Annotated in this window: 21 protein-coding genes; 13 read left to right on the top strand and 8 right to left on the bottom strand. The window is 71.3% G+C overall.

What is annotated here, in order from left to right:
* Positions 1-34: 34 nt before the first annotated feature.
* Together ACZ4YL_RS31520 and ACZ4YL_RS31515 are read right to left on the bottom strand one after the other, a co-directional pair.
* Complete coding sequence (locus ACZ4YL_RS31520; RefSeq protein WP_468121212.1) at positions 35-520, bottom strand: MarR family winged helix-turn-helix transcriptional regulator; 486 nt, start codon at positions 518-520, stop codon at positions 35-37.
* A 57-nt stretch (positions 521-577) separates the two neighbouring features.
* Positions 578-967: an SHOCT domain-containing protein gene (locus ACZ4YL_RS31515; RefSeq protein WP_373037935.1), complete on the bottom strand. Its 390-nt coding sequence runs from the start codon at positions 965-967 to the stop codon at positions 578-580.
* 113 nt (positions 968-1,080) lie between these two features.
* Between ACZ4YL_RS31515 and ACZ4YL_RS31510 the strand changes: the two genes are divergently transcribed.
* Together ACZ4YL_RS31510 and ACZ4YL_RS31505 are read left to right on the top strand one after the other, a co-directional pair.
* Positions 1,081-1,629: a potassium channel family protein gene (locus tag ACZ4YL_RS31510; RefSeq protein ID WP_468121211.1), complete on the top strand. Its 549-nt coding sequence runs from the start codon at positions 1,081-1,083 to the stop codon at positions 1,627-1,629.
* A 55-nt stretch (positions 1,630-1,684) separates the two neighbouring features.
* The gene (locus ACZ4YL_RS31505) at positions 1,685-3,079 is read left to right on the top strand and encodes a chloride channel protein (protein ID WP_468121210.1); all 1,395 of its coding nucleotides are present in this window, start codon (positions 1,685-1,687) and stop codon (positions 3,077-3,079) included.
* A gap of 78 nt (positions 3,080-3,157) precedes the next feature.
* On the opposite strand, the gene ACZ4YL_RS31500 is transcribed toward ACZ4YL_RS31505, so the two are convergent.
* The 3 genes from ACZ4YL_RS31500 to ACZ4YL_RS31490 all read right to left on the bottom strand — a co-directional run bounded on the left by ACZ4YL_RS31500 (position 3,158) and on the right by ACZ4YL_RS31490 (position 5,367).
* On the bottom strand, positions 3,158-3,583 hold the full coding sequence (locus ACZ4YL_RS31500) for a hypothetical protein (protein WP_468121209.1): 426 nt from the start codon (positions 3,581-3,583) through the stop codon (positions 3,158-3,160).
* 123 nt (positions 3,584-3,706) lie between these two features.
* Positions 3,707-5,077: an FAD-binding oxidoreductase gene (locus tag ACZ4YL_RS31495; protein ID WP_468121208.1), complete on the bottom strand. Its 1,371-nt coding sequence runs from the start codon at positions 5,075-5,077 to the stop codon at positions 3,707-3,709.
* A 44-nt stretch (positions 5,078-5,121) separates the two neighbouring features.
* On the bottom strand, positions 5,122-5,367 hold the full coding sequence (locus ACZ4YL_RS31490; protein WP_301368693.1) for a hypothetical protein: 246 nt from the start codon (positions 5,365-5,367) through the stop codon (positions 5,122-5,124).
* 227 nt (positions 5,368-5,594) lie between these two features.
* Between ACZ4YL_RS31490 and ACZ4YL_RS31485 the strand changes: the two genes are divergently transcribed.
* Positions 5,595-6,335 (top strand): PP2C family protein-serine/threonine phosphatase, encoded by a 741-nt coding sequence (locus ACZ4YL_RS31485; RefSeq protein ID WP_468121207.1) that lies wholly within the window; start codon positions 5,595-5,597, stop codon positions 6,333-6,335.
* Positions 6,336-6,377: 42 nt separating this feature from the next.
* On the opposite strand, the gene ACZ4YL_RS31480 is transcribed toward ACZ4YL_RS31485, so the two are convergent.
* On the bottom strand, positions 6,378-6,743 hold the full coding sequence (locus ACZ4YL_RS31480) for a 5-carboxymethyl-2-hydroxymuconate Delta-isomerase (protein WP_390796306.1): 366 nt from the start codon (positions 6,741-6,743) through the stop codon (positions 6,378-6,380).
* A 479-nt stretch (positions 6,744-7,222) separates the two neighbouring features.
* Between ACZ4YL_RS31480 and ACZ4YL_RS31475 the strand changes: the two genes are divergently transcribed.
* The 3 genes from ACZ4YL_RS31475 to ACZ4YL_RS31465 all read left to right on the top strand — a co-directional run bounded on the left by ACZ4YL_RS31475 (position 7,223) and on the right by ACZ4YL_RS31465 (position 8,226).
* Positions 7,223-7,426 carry a cold-shock protein gene (locus ACZ4YL_RS31475; RefSeq protein ID WP_030011983.1) on the top strand — a complete coding sequence of 68 codons (204 nt, stop codon included), beginning with the start codon at positions 7,223-7,225 and terminating at the stop codon, positions 7,424-7,426.
* 169 nt (positions 7,427-7,595) lie between these two features.
* On the top strand, positions 7,596-7,967 hold the full coding sequence (locus ACZ4YL_RS31470; protein WP_468121206.1) for a hypothetical protein: 372 nt from the start codon (positions 7,596-7,598) through the stop codon (positions 7,965-7,967).
* 79 nt (positions 7,968-8,046) lie between these two features.
* A complete protein-coding gene (locus tag ACZ4YL_RS31465; RefSeq protein ID WP_468121205.1) occupies positions 8,047-8,226 on the top strand; it encodes a hypothetical protein in 180 nt (59 codons plus the stop codon).
* Here ACZ4YL_RS31465 and ACZ4YL_RS31460 read toward each other — a convergent pair.
* Complete coding sequence (locus tag ACZ4YL_RS31460) at positions 8,210-9,313, bottom strand: alpha/beta hydrolase family protein (protein WP_468121204.1); 1,104 nt, start codon at positions 9,311-9,313, stop codon at positions 8,210-8,212. The two genes, ACZ4YL_RS31465 and ACZ4YL_RS31460, sit on opposite strands and share 17 nt — an antisense overlap.
* A gap of 95 nt (positions 9,314-9,408) precedes the next feature.
* On the opposite strand from ACZ4YL_RS31460, the gene ACZ4YL_RS31455 reads away from it, so the two are divergent.
* From ACZ4YL_RS31455 to pucL, 4 genes are all read left to right on the top strand, one after another.
* Entirely contained in the window at positions 9,409-10,026 is a 618-nt protein-coding gene (locus ACZ4YL_RS31455; protein WP_468121203.1) for a GNAT family N-acetyltransferase, read from the top strand.
* Complete coding sequence (locus ACZ4YL_RS31450) at positions 10,023-10,850, top strand: PaaX family transcriptional regulator C-terminal domain-containing protein (RefSeq protein ID WP_468121202.1); 828 nt, start codon at positions 10,023-10,025, stop codon at positions 10,848-10,850. Before ACZ4YL_RS31455 ends, ACZ4YL_RS31450 begins: the two co-directional genes overlap by 4 nt.
* Before the next feature lie 67 nt (positions 10,851-10,917).
* A complete protein-coding gene (locus tag ACZ4YL_RS31445) occupies positions 10,918-12,267 on the top strand; it encodes an aminotransferase class III-fold pyridoxal phosphate-dependent enzyme (RefSeq protein WP_468121201.1) in 1,350 nt (449 codons plus the stop codon).
* A gap of 282 nt (positions 12,268-12,549) precedes the next feature.
* Positions 12,550-13,467, top strand: a complete 918-nt coding sequence (gene pucL, locus ACZ4YL_RS31440; RefSeq protein ID WP_468121200.1) for a factor-independent urate hydroxylase — start codon at positions 12,550-12,552, stop codon at positions 13,465-13,467.
* Between the two features lie 72 nt (positions 13,468-13,539).
* Here the strand turns inward: pucL and ACZ4YL_RS31435 are convergent, their stop codons facing one another.
* Positions 13,540-13,995 carry a histidine phosphatase family protein gene (locus ACZ4YL_RS31435; RefSeq protein WP_468121199.1) on the bottom strand — a complete coding sequence of 152 codons (456 nt, stop codon included), beginning with the start codon at positions 13,993-13,995 and terminating at the stop codon, positions 13,540-13,542.
* A 189-nt stretch (positions 13,996-14,184) separates the two neighbouring features.
* On the opposite strand from ACZ4YL_RS31435, the gene ACZ4YL_RS31430 reads away from it, so the two are divergent.
* Genes ACZ4YL_RS31430 through ACZ4YL_RS31420 form a run of 3 tightly spaced genes read left to right on the top strand, consistent with a single transcriptional unit; the run spans position 14,185 to position 15,480 of the window.
* A complete protein-coding gene (locus ACZ4YL_RS31430) occupies positions 14,185-14,400 on the top strand; it encodes a CbtB domain-containing protein (protein ID WP_030016542.1) in 216 nt (71 codons plus the stop codon).
* Between the two features lie 42 nt (positions 14,401-14,442).
* Positions 14,443-15,210, top strand: a complete 768-nt coding sequence (locus tag ACZ4YL_RS31425; protein WP_468121198.1) for a CbtA family protein — start codon at positions 14,443-14,445, stop codon at positions 15,208-15,210.
* 21 nt (positions 15,211-15,231) lie between these two features.
* A complete protein-coding gene (locus ACZ4YL_RS31420; RefSeq protein WP_314242927.1) occupies positions 15,232-15,480 on the top strand; it encodes a hypothetical protein in 249 nt (82 codons plus the stop codon).
* The last annotated feature ends 97 nt before the right edge of the window (positions 15,481-15,577 follow it).

Genomic DNA, 15,577 nt, shown 5'->3' with positions numbered 1-15,577 from the left:
TATCGTTCGGCGGGCACTCGGCTACCGCTCCCGGCTACCCCTTCTGCCGCGCCCGCCGGGCCGGCCGCGGCCCCTCGACGGGGGTCTCCAGATGCCCCGTGACCAGCCGGTTCAACGCCCGGAGCAGCACCTCGCGCTCCTCCTCGGGCAGAGCGCCGAGCGCGCCCCCGTGGACCTGGTCGACGATCTTCCGGCTCTCCTTCGCGACCTTCGCCCCCTCCTCGGTCACCGCGATGACCCGGGCCCGCCGGTCGGTGCTGGAGGGCCTGCGCTCGGCGAGACCGGCCTTCTCCAGCGCGTCGACGGTCACCACCATCGTGGTCTTGTCCATGTCGCCGATCTCGGCGAGCTGCGCCTGGGTGCGCTCCTCCTCCAGGGCGTGGACGAGCACGCAGTGCATCCGCGGGGTGAGTCCGATCTCGCCGAGCCGCGCGCTCATCTGCGTACGCAGCACGTGACTGGTGTGGTCCAGAAGGAAGGACAGGTCCGGTTCGGTGCGCGTGGGTGCCATGGCTGTCATGTCTGCCAGGGTAACGAGAATCGATCCGTCGCGGATTATCGGCAACCGGACTACCGCTCAGGCCAGGATCTTGGCCTTCGCCCGGTCGAATTCCTCCTGGGTGATGTCGCCCTTGTCCTTGAGGGCGGAGAGCTTGTGCAGCTCGTCCGCCGAACCCGACCCGGCCCCGGCCGTCGTCTGCACGTACGCGCGGAAGGCCGCCTGCTGCTCCTCGGCCTGCTTCTGGTCCCGCTCGCGCATGCTGTGCCCGCGGGCGATCAGGTACACGAGGATGCCGAGGAACGGCACCACCAGCACGAAGATGAGCCAGCCCGCCTTCCCCCAGCCGCCCAGGGTGTGGTCACGGAAGATGTCCGTGATGACCTTGAAGAGGAGGAAGAACCACATGACCCACAGGAAGAACCACATCATCGTCCAGAAGACGTTGAGCAGCGGGTAATCGTCCATGCCCGACTCCGATCATGCGCGTGGTCCTTCATTCATACAGGCGACCCCGGCGGTCCGCATGCGGAGGACCGGCTCCGGTCGCGCGACGGGCTCCGGGCCGCTCTCCTGAAGGCATGGAACGCAACGCAGCCGACCAGCGCCGGCGCGTCCTGCTGGGTCACCTCCTGCGCTCGGTGCTCTCGGCCGCCCTCCTCACGTGGCTCTACTACGTGGCGCCCCTGGAGGGCGGGTTCGGTATCACCACCGTCCTGACGCTGGTGCTCGGCCTGGTGGTCTTCGGGCTGCTGACGACCTGGCAGATCACCGCCGTCTCCCACGCGCAGTTCCCCCGGATGCGCGCCCTGGAGGCGCTGGCCACCGGCGTGCCGCTGTTCCTGCTGCTGTTCTCCGCGACGTACTACCTGCTCGCCACGCAGGACCCCACGACATTCTCGGAGCCGCTGACCCGCACGGACGCCCTCTACTTCACCATCACCGTGTTCGCCACCGTGGGGTTCGGGGACATCGTCCCCACCACCGAGGGCAGCCGGGTGCTGGTCACCTTCCAGATGGTCGCCGACCTGATCCTCATCGGAGTGATCGCCAAAGCACTCGTCGGCGCGGTCAGAATCGGCATGCACAGGCGCAGTTCGCAGGCCCCCGGCCTGGAGGACGAGCCCTGAGCGGCGGAGTACGCCCCCCGGGTGGACCATCGAGGAAGCTGAAAGGAAGTGAGCCATGCCGCAGTCGCGTCCTCGATCCGGACCGCCCCCCGGCGGAACGCAGCCGCAGGAGGCCGACGTCCTCAGGCAGACCCTCCGCAGCCCCGGATACCTCAAGCTGCTGGTCTTCTGCGCCCTCATCAGCATCCCGGTGTCCCTCGCGTCGTTCTGGTTCCTCGCCGCGCTGCACAAGATGGAACACACGATGTGGACGGACCTCCCCGAGGCCCTGGGCTGGGACATCCCGCCCTGGTGGTGGCCGCTGCCCCTGCTGCTCGTCGCCGGTGTCGTGGTCGGTCTGGTCGTCCCGCACATGCGCGGCAACGGCGGTCACCTCCCCGCGGGCGGCCTGCACACCGGTGGGGCCTCGGCCGGCGTCCTGCCCGGCGTCGTGATCGCGGCGGTGGCGAGTCTGCCGCTCGGCGCGGTCCTGGGTCCGGAGGCCCCGCTGATCGCCCTCGGCGGCGGGCTGGCCCTGCTCTTCCGCAACCTCGCGCAGGTACCGGTGACCCCGCAGGGCACCGCGCTCGTGGGCGCGGCGGGCGCCGCGGCGGCCATCGCCACGATCTTCGGGAATCCGCTGATCGCCGCGGTGCTGCTGATCGAGGTGGCGGGCGTGGGCGGACCGCAGCTGTTCGCGGTCATGCTGCCGGCCCTGCTGTCCGCCGGGGTCGGGGACCTGGTCTTCACGGGCCTCGGGCGCTGGACGGGACTGCCGATCGGGAGCCTGAAGCTCGAACTGGGCGTACCCGTGCCCCACCTGGACGTGCCCGACGTGTTCTGGACGGTGCTCATCGCCGCGGCCCTGGCCCTCGCCCTGCACCCGGTGCTGACCGGCGCCCGGGTGATCGCCGCGTACGTCCTCGCACGGCCCCTTCTGCGGACCGTCCAGTGCGCGCTGGCCGCCGCGGCCTGCGCCAGCCTCTACGCGCTCATCACCGGCCTCTCACCCGCCGATGTCACCGGGTCGGGCCAGGCGCTGACCGGCAGGCTGGCCGCCGACCCGCACGCCTGGGGCGTGGGTGCGCTGATCGGCATTCTCCTCTTCAAGGGCGCCGGCTACGCCATCTGCCTCGGCAGCCTGCGCGGCGGCCCCGTCTTCCCGGCGCTCTGCCTCGGCGCCGTGGCGGGCGTCCTGCTCGGACCGCTGCCCGGTCTCGGCATCGTGCCCGCGATGGGAGCGGGCATGGCGGCGACCGCCGCCAGCGCGCTGCGGCTGCCGGTGAGCAGCGTGGTGATGGTGGTCCTGATGCTCGGCGGCACCGCGATGATCCCGGTCGTGATCATCGCGGCCGTGGTCGCCTTCGTGGTCACCGAGCTGCTGCCCGTGGGGCCCCCGATCCCCGATCTGCCCGCCGTGCCCGCGGCGCCTGCCGCACCCGCCGAGCCTGCCGCGCCCGCCGCGAAGTAGCGCGGAGCAGACGGAGAGGACCCCGCCCGGGAAGCCGGGCGGGGTCCTCGTACGCGTGCGGGGCGGTCGGCCGAACGGTCAGCAGCGCAGGCCGGTGGCGGCGGCCGTGGCGGCCTGGTCCAGACTCTCGATCTGCGGCTGCAACTGGGTGCGCGCTTCCTTGCCGGTCGTGTCGCCGGGCAGGTCCTGGTAGCTCTTCTTGAGGTCCTCGGCGGCCGACTGGACCGCGGCGCGCTCGGCGTCCTTCAGCTGGGACGCGTTCTCCTTGACCCCCGCCCAGTCCTTCTGGACGGCCTCGTAGGCGTCCTTGACCTGGTCCTTGGTCGCGTTGGCGGGATTCAGGGCCTTCAGCTTGGCGTTGTCGGCCTTGAGGGCATTCAGGTCGGTGCACAGGTCCGCGGCGGCCTGGCTGGCCTCCTCCGCGGGCGAGCTGTCGTCGGAGCACGCGGAGAGACCGAGAATCGCGCCGACGCAGAGCACACCGATCACCGGGAAACGCTTCATGGAGACCTTCCTCGATCTGACAAATCGGGTGTACCGGATCTTCCGGTACACCCGACAAAAATATGCAGATGAAGGAACACTCCGCATCCGCACCGCTGCGCTCTGCCAGGGGACGCCCACCCCCTAGGGGCGGATGTTCTGGTTCAGGTGGAACAGGTTCCCCGGGTCGTAGGCGCGCTTGACCGCGACCAGCCGGTCGTAGTTGCCCTTGTAGTTGGTCCGGATCCGGTCCTGGTCGTCGTCGGCCATGAAGTTGATGTAGCCGCCCTCCTCCGAGTGCGGGGCGGTCGCCTCGTAGTAGTCGCGCACCCAGGCGGTCGCGGACTCGTTGATGGCGGGGTCGGGCCACATGCCGGCGATCACCGTGGCGAACGACGCGTCCCGGTAGGCGAAGGCCGTCGCGTCCGGTGCGACGCGGTGGCAGGCGCCGTTGATCGGGTAGATGTGGACCGTCGAGTTCACGGCGGGCAGGCCCGGCGCGTGCCGCAGGTGCGCGTCGATCACGTCGTCACTGAGCTCGGTCACGAAATTGGCCTTCCAGTAGTGCTGGAGGCCGGGCGGTACGAGCGCGTCGAAGGCGCTGTTGAGCGCCGGGTAGGGCATCGGGCCCACGTGCTCGGCGACCACCGGCGCGAAGTCGTGGAAGGCCTGGAGGGCGCGCTCCCCCTCGTCGAGCGGCCCGGACCAGCACGCCACGATCAGCGCGAAGGTGTCACCGTGCCGGTCCTCCGGGATGAACGGGAGCGGCGGGGCTATCTGGAAGGCCGGGAAGCCGCCCAGTGCCTCCGGCGCGTCGGCGATGTAATCGGCGAAGGAGCGCAGCACGGTGGGAGCGTCCGCCAGCTCGAAGAGCATCGGTCCGCCGTAGATGTCCTTGACGGGGCTCAGCCGGAACTCGAACGAGGTCACCGCGCCGAAGTTGCCGCCACCTCCGCGCAGCGCCCAGAAGAGGTCGGCGTTCTCCTCCTCGCTCGCCACGACGAGCCGGCCGTCCGCGGTCACCACGTCGGCCGAGACCAGGTTGTCGCAGCTCAGGCCCAGTCCACGGGCCAGGTAGCCGATGCCGCCGCCGAGGGTCAGGCCGCCGACGCCGGTGGTGGAGATGATCCCGCCGGTCGCGGCCAGCCCGAAGGCGTACGTGGCCGCGTTGAAGTCGCCCCAGGTCGCCCCGCCCTCCGCGCGGGCCGTGCGCCCCGCGGCGTCGACGCGGACGCCGCGCATCCCGGACAGATCGGCGACCACGCCGCCGTCGCAGGTGCCGAAGCCGGGCACGCTGTGTCCGCCGCCCCGCACCGCCAGGTCGAGCCCGTTCTCGCGGGCGAAGTCGACCGCGGCCATGACGTCCCCCGCGTTGGCGCAGTGCACGACGGCCGCCGGCCTCCGGTCGATCATGGCGTTGTGGACCTTGCGCGCCTCGTCGTAGGACTCGTCGTCCGGGGTGACGACCGCCCCGCGTACCCGTTCTCGCAACTGGTCGATCGAGAGCTTGCCCATGGCTGTCGCTCCTCGTACCTCACGTCGTTCCACGCTGCGTCGTACTACGGCTGCAGGTGGCTGAAGCCCACCTCGAAGCGTTCGACCGAGACGATCCGCTGGCCCTCCCGCTGCGCGGTCTGCTCGCGGATCCGGGCGGCCTGCTCCTCGCTGTCCATCATGGTCCGTTCGTCGTCCCACAAGGTCAGCGACTTGGCCACGCCCGTGGCCCGGTCGACGAGGTAGTAGACGCCCCGGAATCCGGGAACGTCCTGGACCTGCCTGACAATCGCCTCCGAATTCCCGCTCACGTCTCCCTCCGCGGGGACCGGTGAACCCTGGTAGGTGCTCAGCCTCGCGAACATCTGCGGCAGTCCTTCCTCGCAGGGCCGCCGGTCGGGGAACAGGCGGCTCCACGACCAGGGTGCTCCGGCGCGCCGGAGCCCGCATGCCGGAGCGGCGCGACAATGGTGAGGACGGACGCGTGTGCCGTTGCGCTGCCGTCGCCCCAGCCGTTGCCGAGAGGCGGGACGCCGAGGTGCCGTACATAGCTGTGACCGCCCTGAGTCATGTCGGGCTGGTGCGCGAGCACAACGAGGACAGCCTCGTCATCGGACCGTGGACCCTGTGCGGGACCGTGACCCAGAATCCGCAGACCCTGGTCTTCCCCTTCGGCAGACCGCTCGTCGTCGCGGTCGCCGACGGCCTCGGCGGCCAGCCGGCCGGCGAGGTCGCCAGCGAGCTGGTGGTCCGCCAGCTCTCCTCGCTCGGGCCCACGCTGAACGGCCCGGAAGCCGTCGGTGACGCGCTGAGCCTCTGCAACCGCGCCGTGTACTCGGCGACCGAGGGACGGCCGGAGCTGGCCACCATGGGGACCACGGTCGCGGGCGCCCTCGTCCTGGCGGATTCGCTGCTGATGTTCAACGTCGGCGACAGCAAGGTGTTCCACGCGGCGCAGGACGGGCTGCGCCAGGTCAGCGTGGACGACAGCCCGCCGCCGGCCCCCGGGCACCGCACCACCTCGGCGGTCACCCAGGTCCTCGGCGGCACCCGCGGGTACAACGAGATCACCCCCCACATCGAGGCCTTCCCGGTGACCGAGGGCGATCGCTACCTGGTGTGCAGCGACGGGCTGACCGACCCGGTGCCGCCCGAGGAGATCGAGGGGCTGCTGCGGGTGCACGACGACGGCCGGGCCGCGTTCGAGCTGTGGCGGGCCGCCATCGACGCCGGCGGCCCCGACAACATCACGCTCGCACTGCTGCGCATCGGCGCGTAGGCGCACGGACACGCAGGCGGCATCAGGGCACGTCGGGGCGCGTCAGGGGGTCGCCACGCTCTTGGTGTAGGCCTCGCCCAGGTCCCGTACGTCCACGGAGGCGTGGACCTCCAGGCCCGCGGCCTTCGCCGTGTGGCGCTCGACCAGCTCCAGCACCGCACGGGTCAGGCGCGACTTGGTCTGTGCCGTGCGGCCCCGGGCGATGGCCAGCTCGACGTGCACGACCACCGCCCGGCCGTCGGTGCCTTCCCCGACGACGGACTCCTCCAGCCGGTGGAAGCGCGTCTTGCAGTTGCCGATCGCGGTGTCGAGGATCTCGACCACCAGCGCGTGCAGTTCGAGCGCGAACGCCCGCCGGTCGAAGGCACCGGTCAGCGAGTCCGAGTAGTCGACGACTGCGTGGGGCACGGGGTCACTCCCTGCTCTACGGATTCGGGGCGACGGGCCCCGGTACCCGCCGGCCGACGGGTACCCGAGCGACGGTAATCGAGCGCGCCCCGCCAGGGGTGGTGTCCTGGCCATCGCCGTCCGGGCCGCTCCGGCCGGTCGGCACCGCGGCGTCCCGGCGCCGGTGCGGGACCGGCTCCACGAAAAACATTCCGCCGTTCATACGATTTTTCGGCTCGGATATCTGCTACGCGGGCGCGGAATTAAGAGTGGGGCACGCCGGAATTTCCATGGCCGCCCACACCTGCTGTGCTACGGTGACGTTCGTTGCAGTTGTGGTTCCCAAAAAACTTACAAGTGCTCTCACCGGATTTTCGGTGGGTGCACTTTTTATTTCCGGTGCATGCAGTGAAATTTACTCGTTCCGGTCGGGGCAATCATCACGGCGACACCGGGCCCGCACAGTGCGGATCCGGGCACTGCCCCAAAGGAGAATTCATATGGCATCTGGCACCGTGAAGTGGTTCAACGCGGAAAAGGGCTTCGGCTTCATCGAGCAGGAGGGTGGCGGCGCCGACGTCTTCGCCCACTACTCGAACATCGCCTCTTCCGGCTTCCGTGAGCTTCAGGAAGGCCAGAAGGTTACCTTCGACGTCACGCAGGGCCAGAAGGGCCCGCAGGCCGAGAACATCGTTCCCGCCTGACGCCTGACCTCCTGGGTCCACGCCGGCGCCCGCGTCGGCGCGCAGACGCGGCCGAGGCCCGCACCCTGGGGTGCGGGCCTCGGCCGTCCGCATGTCCGGGAGCACGCCGAACAGGCCACTCCCCGGAAGCCCGGCCGGTACGCGAGCACGCTTGCTAGAGTCCGTGCCCATGTCGATCCCTGACGACCTGCTCCTCGATCTCGCCGCCATGGTCGAGTCGGAGCAGACCAATCAGATGTCCCTGACCGTCGTGGTCCACGGCGCCGTCATCACAGGCCGCCTCGCCCCCGAGAGCGTCTGGCGTCAGCGGGTGGCCGAGGTCCTGCGGGACTCCGACCAGCTGGCCCCGTTCGCCGAGATCTTCAGCTCTCCCGGACGCGGCGACAGACAGCAGGCCGGGGCACCCTCACACCTTCATTTCCACGTGGCACGCATCCTCCAGGGCACCCTGGGCATCCCCGAGACCGGCGGAATGTACCGGATCGCAGTCAAGGACGTCAGTGCCTGGACCGTCGGGGACTTCAGCTACTCCGACAAATAACCCACCGTCCCGGCACCACGGAGGACGGCCGCCCGCAATTCACCCGCGGGGGCCGTCCTCGACGAACCCGTGCCGGACAATGCCATGGCAGTACCGCCGAACGCCGCCGCACAATGACGCCCTGCGGATCTCGTTGCCGGGGGCCGGCGACGCGCGGGCGGCCGTACGGCCGGTGGCGGCGGCCGGGTGGTACTGGCGGCTCGGCGGACACCAGGCGGACGGCGCCGAACTGCTCGCGCGGGTCACGCCGGCCGGCTGAGCCCCTCCAGGAAGTGCTGCTGGTCGGCGAGCAGGCCGGGCGGGAAGAGCGAGCGCGGGGCGAACACGGCCGTCAGGGTCAGCCGCCAGGAGGAACGCTCGACCTCGGTGCGCAGCAGGGCGTGGGTCGCTCCCGGATAGCGGCGGACCGTGAGGGTGCCGGACGCCAGCACGCTCCGATGGAGCGCCTCGGTCTCGGCGCCGTCCACGTTCAGGTCGTCGGCGCCGGAGATCAGCAGCACCGGGACGGGCGGCATCGCCCGCAGGTCCGCCGTCACGTCCGCGGTGTGGTTGCGGCTGATGAACGTCCAGCGCTCCGGCGTGAGTTCCCGGTCGGCGCCCGGACTCGCGCGGTACTCCTCGTACGTCGCCCCGCGCCGCAGCAGCGCCAGGGTGGCCTCCCGGGTGCGCAGGGCGGCCGCCGTGCGCTCGGCGCCGGCTCCGGCCGCGCGCAGCTCGGCCCGGGTGTTGTACTCCCCCTGGCGCTCCCAGTTGACCGCGGTGCCGACCGCGATGACGAAGCGCACCCCGGGGGCGGGGGCCCGCGCCACCACCTTGGGCATGACCCAGCCGGCCTGGCTGGCGCCCCACAGGCCGATGCGGGCGGGGTCGACCTCGGGCCGGGTACGGGCTGCCCAGGTGAGGGCGTCGACGGTCTCGCGGGCCCGGTCGTCCATGGTCTGGCCGAGCCAGCCGGCGGGCTTGTCGAGGGAGAGCGAGGCGTATCCGGCCCGGGCGAAGGCCTCCCAGTAGGGGCGGTAGAAGCCGTCGTGGGTGGCGTCGACCTCGCCGTCGCCGTGCACGAACACGACGAGCGGGAAGGGGCCGGGGCCCTTGCCGGTGGGGGTGGCGAGCACGCCGGGGAGTTCGTGACCGGCGGCGGGCACGGTGACGCGCTCCTCGTGGAGGCCGTAGTCGTGCTGCCATACGACGACTCCGGTGAGGAACAGGGCGGCGGTGAGGGCCAGGAGGAAGGCGGTCAGAAGTGCCCGGCGGACTCTGCGGGCCCTGCCGGGTGCGCGGGGCGGACGGGGTGGACCGGGTGTGCGGGGCGGACCGGGTGTGCGGGGCGTGCGGGTCTCGGTCATCTGCGGCTCCGGATTCCTTCGCTCGATCACTCGCTCATACATTCGCTCACATCTAGAACGATCGTAGCGTCGATGAACGTATTACGCTTGTGCGTATGACGACGGAGAGCGTGGAGGTACGGCGCGGGCTGCCCGAAGGGGCCGCCGCACGCGTCGCCGAGCTGTACTGGGATGCCTTCGGGGGAAAGCTGGGCCGCGCGCTCGGCCCCGCGGAGGCCGGGCGGCGGTTCATCGCCGGGCACCTGCACCCGGACCGGGCGGTGACCGCACTGTCCGGCGGCGAGGACGGCGAGCGCGGCCGGGTGGTCGGCGTGGCGGGCTACCAGCTGGCCGGGCGCGGCCTGGTCGGCGGCGACGCGGCCGCGGTCAGGGCCGAGTACGGGCAGGTCCGGGGCCTGTACCGGGTGCTCCTGCTGGCCCTGCTGGAACGCACCCCGGCCCGCGGCGAGCTGGTCATGGACGGCATCGCCGTGGACCCCGCCGAGCGAAGCCGGGGCATCGGCGGGCTGCTGCTGCGGGAGATCGAGGCGATCGCCGTGGAGCAGCGGTGCCGGCGGATCCGGCTGGACGTGGTCGCGGAGAACCCGCGGGCGCGGGAGCTCTACGAGAAGCACGGGTTCCGGGCGGTACGGGTGCAGCGCACGCCCTGGCTGCGGGACGTGCTGGGATTCGGGGGCGTGACGACGATGCACAAGGAGGTGGCGGCGCGATGAGCGCGATCCCCACGCGGATGGTGGTGCACGCACTGGTCCGGGAGGACGGGACGGTCGCGGGCGAGGAGCTGTACGAGGTCGCCGCCCTGCTCGGGATGACCGACCAGCAGGTGCGGCTGTGCGTGAAGCGGCTGGTGACCGAGGGCCGGTTCACCGTGGAGGGACGCGGCCGGCGGGCCGTGCTGCGCCTGGCGGGGGCGGAGCCGGGGGCCGGGCTGCCGCTCGTACCGGAGGTGGAGTTCGTCCGGCACGCCTACCGGCAGGACCGGGGGCTGGAGCCGTGGGACGGGCTCTGGCACGCCTTCGCCTTCGCCGTTCCGGAATCCGCGCGGGCCGCCCGGGACTCGCTGCGGGACGCGCTGACCGGGCTGGGGGCGGCGCCGGTCCAGGGCGGTCTGTACGTCACGCCGAACGCGATCGGCCCGTACGTGCGGGCGCACGCGGCGGAGCTGGACCTGGCGGAGGCGCTGACCTGCCTGAGCACCCGGGACCTGGCGGTGGGCGGCACCGACGCCCCGCGGGCCCTGGCGGAGCGGCTGTGGCCGCTGCCGGAGATCGCGGCGCGGTACGGGGAGCTCCGCGCGCTCGCGGAGCAGCCCGCCGGGCCCGGCCGGGCCGACGGGCTGGCGCACGCGGTGACCCTGGCCGCCGCCTTCTCCGCCGCGATGCTCCCCGATCCGCTGCTCCCGCCGGAGCTGCTGCCGCAGCCGTGGCCGGGCGCGACGGCCCGGGCGGCGGCGTCCGACGCCTGGGCCCGGCTGGGGGCCGCCGCTCCGGCCCCGGGGCCCCGGCTGTTCCGCCTGTACGGCGAGGCCCTGGCCTGACCCGGCGGGCGGGGGCCGACGGACCGGTCCCCGCCCGGTCCACATCCTGGACAACTACGCTCGTTTCATGAACGCAGAAGCCGACGCCCTCGCCGCCGTGAAAGACGCCGACCGGAAGCATGTCTTCCACTCCTGGTCGGCGCAGGAGCTCATCGATCCGCTCGCCGTGGCCGGCGCGGAGGGCTCGCACTTCTGGGACTACCAGGGCAACCGCTTCCTCGACTTCTCCAGCGCCCTCGTCTACACGAACATCGGCTACCAGCACCCGAAGGTCACCGCGGCCATCCAGGAGCAGGCGGCCAAGCTGTGCACCGTCGCGCCCGGCTTCGCCGTCGACGTGCGCTCCGAGGCGGCCCGGCTGATCGCCGAGCGCACCCCCGGCGACCTCGACAAGATCTTCTTCACCAATGCCGGTGCCGAGGCCGTGGAGAACGCCGTCCGCATGGCCCGGCTGCACACCGGCCGGCCCAAGGTGCTGTCCGCGTACCGCTCGTACCACGGCGCCACCTCCACCGCGATCAACCTGACGGGCGACGCCCGCCGCTTCGGCAACGACTCCGCGACCGCCGGTGTCGTGCACTTCTGGGGGCCGTTCGCCTACCGCTCGCCCTTCTACGCGGCCACCGGGGCCGAGGAGTGCGAGCGGGCCCTGCGCCACCTGGAGGACACCATCGTCTTCGAGGGACCGCAGTCCATCGCCGCGATCATCCTGGAGACCGTCGGCGGCGCCCCGGGCGTGCTCGTGCACCCGGACGGCTACCTGGCCGGCGTACGCGCGCTGTGCGACCGCTTCGGCATCGTCTTCGTCCTGGACGAGATCATGGTCGGCTTCGGGCGCACCGGTAAGTGGTTCGCCTCCGAGCACTGGGATGTGACCCCCGACCTGATCTGCTTCGCCAAGGGCGTGACCAGCGGATACCTCCCGCTCGGCGGGGTCGCCATCTCGGCCGCCATCGCCGAGACCTTCGCCCGCCGGCCCTACCCGGGCGGGCTGACGTACTCCGGGCACGTGCTGGCCTGCGCGGCCGCCGTCGCGACGATCAACGTCATGGAGGAGGAGTACGTCGTCGAGCAGTCCGCGCGCACCGGCGCCGAGCTCCTCGGTCCCGGCCTGCGCGCGCTCGCCGAGCGGCACCCCTCGGTCGGGGAGGTCCGCGGACTCGGCACCTTCTGGGCCCTGGAGCTCGTCCGGAGCAAGGAGACCCGCGAGCCGCTGGTCCCGTACAACGCGGCGGGGGCGGAGAACGCCCCGATGGCCGAGTTCGGGGCCGCGTGCAAGAAGGGCGGGCTCTGGCCGCTCGTCGCCGGCAACCGCATCCACATCGCGCCGCCGTGCAACATCTCACCGCAGGACGTGGCCAAGGGGCTGGAGATCCTCGACGAGGCCCTCTCAGTGGCGGATGCGCACACCGTCTGACCTGCGGATCTGTGGGGTCGCCCAAGGCGTGGGTGCTGGTGTTCGGAGGATTCGTACGGGGATCAACCCCCCGTACACATGCTGCAATCCGTGCAGGCCGTAAGACACACAACAGGCCAAGCACCTACGAACCGGGATGCACGTCAGGCCCGGGGCGGTCCCTCGGTGAGGGGCCGAACGGCGGGGAGCGGGACGTCCTTGATCCGGGCGGGCGCTGGACGCCGGGCGTACGGGATCCAGACGACCGGACTCCGTGTTCCCGAGTACCCGAAGGAAGACAGCATGAGCAAGCACGTCCTGGCCCAGAACCAGTACGGCAAGGCCGAGAACCGCATCGTGAAGGTCACCCGCAAGGGCGGCGACGGTTCCTGGCACGAGATCCGCGACCTCAACGTCTCGGTCGCGCTCCGCGGTGAATTCCGCGATGTCCACCTCACCGGCGACAACGCCAACTGCCTGCCGACCGACACCACCAAGAACACGGTGTACGCCTTCGGCAAGGAGCACGGCATCGACTCCCCCGAGGCCTTCGGCATCCTGCTCGCCAAGCACTTCGTCTCCTCGCAGCGGCCGATCCGCGAGGCCCAGATCCGCATCGAGGAGTACGTGTGGGACCGCATCCCGGTCCCCACGCGCAAGGAGCAGCACTCCTTCGTCCGCAAGGGCCAGGAGGTGCGCACCGCGCAGATCACCTACAGCGAGACGACCGGCCTGCAGGTCATCTCGGGTCTGAAGGACCTGACGGTGATGAACTCGACGAACTCCGAGTTCCACGGCTACATCAAGGACAAGTACACGACCCTGCAGGAGGCGTACGACCGCATCCTGGCGACCAAGGTCACCGCGCGCTGGGCGCACTCGGCGCTGGCCGCCGACGACGCCGGGTACGACTGGGACCAGGCGTACAAGAAGGTCCGCAAGCACCTGCTGGAAGCCTTCGCGGAGACGTACTCGTACTCGCTGCAGCAGACCCTGAACCAGATGGCCGAGCGGGTGCTCGACAACTGCGCCAAGGTCAACGAGGTGCGCCTCAACCTCCCCAACAAGCACCACTTCCTCGTCGACCTGGAGCCCTTCGGCCTCAAGAACGACAACGAGGTCTACTTCGCGGCGGACCGGATGTACGGCCTGATCGAGGGCACCATCCACCGCGACGGCGTGCAGCCGGTGATCGCGACGTCCGACTGGATCGTCGCGTGACGCGCAGGTGAGTGACGGTTCGGCCCGGACCGCGTCGCGCGGTCCGGGCCGAACCGTTTCACCCGCTGCGGGCTACGGCTCGTCCTGCGGCTGTCCCACCAGGAGGTTCCAGCGCCCCGCCCGCCCGGTGAGGGTGGTCACCGACTCCGGCCGTACGTCGAGCCGCCAGAAGGCCGCCGCGGGCAGCTCCAGGGCGTGCACCACGGCCGCCCGGACGACCGCCTGCTCGACCACCACCCGGTGCGTACCCTCGGCCAGGCCCGCCAGCTCCGCCCCGACGCGGGCGATCAGCGCGTCCACGGACTCCCCGCCCGGTGGCGCGTACGCGGGATCCGACAGCCAGGCCTGCACGGCCGCCGGGTCCCGGCCCGCCACCTCGTCCAGGGCGCGCCCGGCCCACTCACCCGTGGCCAGACCGCGCAGCCCCTCGTGGCCCGGGCACGGCCGGGCGTGACCGAAGCGGCCCTGACGGGCGGCTGCGTCCAGAGGGAAACTGACCAGTCGAACTCGTACCAACGGGGTCTTCATAAGGGGAGCGTAAGCGCGGTACGGTCGCAAATGGTTCAATTGACTTACGACGGAACGACGGAAGCACCGGTGAGAATCCGGCACGGTCGCGCCACTGTGAAACCTCCCGGAGGGGGAGGAAAGTCAGACCCGCCACCGTCGTAGCGAGCACCACTGACCGGGACGCGTGTTCCCTCTGGAGGTTCTGCCATGGCCCACTCCGCCGTGCCCACGACGAACTCACCCGTGATCGCCCCCATCTCGCTCTCCGCGCTGGCCCCCTGGGCCGTGTTCGTCGGCATCCTCATGCTCGTCCTGCTGTACTTCGTCGGCGCCGAGCAGGGCGCCACCTCGGTCTTCGAAGGGGAGACCATCCACGAGTGGCTGCACGACGGCCGCCACCTGCTCGGGTTCCCCTGCCACTGATTCCCCTGCCACCGACCGACGTCTCAGCAAGGGAACAGAACGATGACTTCCACTTCTCCGGGTGGGGTCTCCCCCCGCACCCTGCTCGTCCGCGGCATGCTCGCCGGCCTGCTGGCCGGCGTGGCCGCCTTCCTCGTCGCCTACCTCCTCGGTGAGTCCAAGGTGGACGCGGCGATCGCCATCGAAGAAGCCGCCGCGGCCGGTCACGACCACGGCGAGGACGCGCCGGTCAGCCGGGCCCTCCAGGCCACGGCCGGGCTCGGCACCGGCGTCCTGCTCTACGCGGTGGCGCTCGGCGGCATCGCCGCGCTCGTCTACTGCTTCGCCCTGGGCCGCATCGGCCGCTTCGGCCCGCGGGCCACGGCCGCACTGGTCACCGGGGGTCTGTACGTCACCGTGACGCTGGTGCCGTTCTTCAAGTACCCCGCCAATCCCCCCGCCGTGGGCGATCCCGAGACCGCCGCCCGGCGGACCGCCCTCTACCTCCTGATGATCGCCCTGAGCGTGCTGCTGGCGGCCGGCGCGCTGATCCTCGGGCGACGGCTCGCGCCGAAGCTCGGCAACTGGAACGCGTCGATCGTCGCCGGCGCGGCCTTCGTCCTGGTCATCGGCCTCTCGTACGCCCTGCTGCCCGGCATCGACGAGGTCCCGGCGGGCTTCCCCGCCGCGCTGATCTGGGAGTTCCGCCTCGCGTCCCTGGCCATCCAGACGGCACTGTGGACGACTTTCGGCCTGGCTTTCGGTTTTCTAGCCGACCGAGCCCTTGTGCCCGCCTCCGCACCCAAGGAGGCTGTGCAGCCGACGAGTTGAGTACGAGGGGGCCGGCAGTACATGGCGACGGCGATCAGGCAATGGCGGGGCTGGACGGGCGCGGCCCCGTTCTGGCTGAACTCGTTCCTGCTGCTCCTGGCCCCCTGCTGCGCCGTCACGCTCTTCGGGCAGATCGGGATCATCGCCGCGCTGGCCGCGCTGGGCGGCCTGGCCCGCCACCTCTGGTACGGCGACTACGGCCACCCGGCCATGCACCTGGCCGGCGCGCTGATGGGGGCGGGCGCGGCCGCCTTCGTCATGTGGGGCTAGGGGGTGTCTTGCCGATCAGGCCGCGAGCCCGGCCTGATCGGCGAAGAGAGCCTCCCGAGAGGCAACTCCAACCGGTTGGGGGTGGGGGTGGCGCACC

The organism is Streptomyces sp. NPDC030021 (assembly GCF_055574035.1).
Note: the sequence above shows the minus strand (reverse complement) of the source record. Positions and strands in the feature narration are given on the sequence as shown.

Bases quoted from the DNA above. Each gene is read 5' to 3' on its own strand.
- pucL (WP_468121200.1), top strand. From the start codon at position 12,550: ATGAGCAAGCACGTCCTGGCCCAGAACCAGTACGGCAAGGCCGAGAAC.
- ACZ4YL_RS31470 (WP_468121206.1), top strand. From the start codon at position 7,596: ATGTCGATCCCTGACGACCTGCTCCTCGATCTCGCCGCCATGGTCGAG.
- ACZ4YL_RS31500 (WP_468121209.1), bottom strand. From the start codon at position 3,583: ATGAAGCGTTTCCCGGTGATCGGTGTGCTCTGCGTCGGCGCGATTCTC.
- ACZ4YL_RS31455 (WP_468121203.1), top strand. From the start codon at position 9,409: ATGACGACGGAGAGCGTGGAGGTACGGCGCGGGCTGCCCGAAGGGGCC.
- ACZ4YL_RS31445 (WP_468121201.1), top strand. From the start codon at position 10,918: ATGAACGCAGAAGCCGACGCCCTCGCCGCCGTGAAAGACGCCGACCGG.
- ACZ4YL_RS31425 (WP_468121198.1), top strand. From the start codon at position 14,443: ATGACTTCCACTTCTCCGGGTGGGGTCTCCCCCCGCACCCTGCTCGTC.
- ACZ4YL_RS31495 (WP_468121208.1), bottom strand. From the start codon at position 5,077: ATGGGCAAGCTCTCGATCGACCAGTTGCGAGAACGGGTACGCGGGGCG.
- ACZ4YL_RS31465 (WP_468121205.1), top strand. From the start codon at position 8,047: ATGCCATGGCAGTACCGCCGAACGCCGCCGCACAATGACGCCCTGCGG.
- ACZ4YL_RS31430 (WP_030016542.1), top strand. From the start codon at position 14,185: ATGGCCCACTCCGCCGTGCCCACGACGAACTCACCCGTGATCGCCCCC.
- ACZ4YL_RS31420 (WP_314242927.1), top strand. From the start codon at position 15,232: ATGGCGACGGCGATCAGGCAATGGCGGGGCTGGACGGGCGCGGCCCCG.
- ACZ4YL_RS31510 (WP_468121211.1), top strand. From the start codon at position 1,081: ATGGAACGCAACGCAGCCGACCAGCGCCGGCGCGTCCTGCTGGGTCAC.
- ACZ4YL_RS31450 (WP_468121202.1), top strand. From the start codon at position 10,023: ATGAGCGCGATCCCCACGCGGATGGTGGTGCACGCACTGGTCCGGGAG.
- ACZ4YL_RS31435 (WP_468121199.1), bottom strand. From the start codon at position 13,995: ATGAAGACCCCGTTGGTACGAGTTCGACTGGTCAGTTTCCCTCTGGAC.
- ACZ4YL_RS31475 (WP_030011983.1), top strand. From the start codon at position 7,223: ATGGCATCTGGCACCGTGAAGTGGTTCAACGCGGAAAAGGGCTTCGGC.
- ACZ4YL_RS31515 (WP_373037935.1), bottom strand. From the start codon at position 967: ATGGACGATTACCCGCTGCTCAACGTCTTCTGGACGATGATGTGGTTC.
- ACZ4YL_RS31505 (WP_468121210.1), top strand. From the start codon at position 1,685: ATGCCGCAGTCGCGTCCTCGATCCGGACCGCCCCCCGGCGGAACGCAG.
- ACZ4YL_RS31460 (WP_468121204.1), bottom strand. From the start codon at position 9,313: ATGACCGAGACCCGCACGCCCCGCACACCCGGTCCGCCCCGCACACCC.
- ACZ4YL_RS31520 (WP_468121212.1), bottom strand. From the start codon at position 520: ATGACAGCCATGGCACCCACGCGCACCGAACCGGACCTGTCCTTCCTT.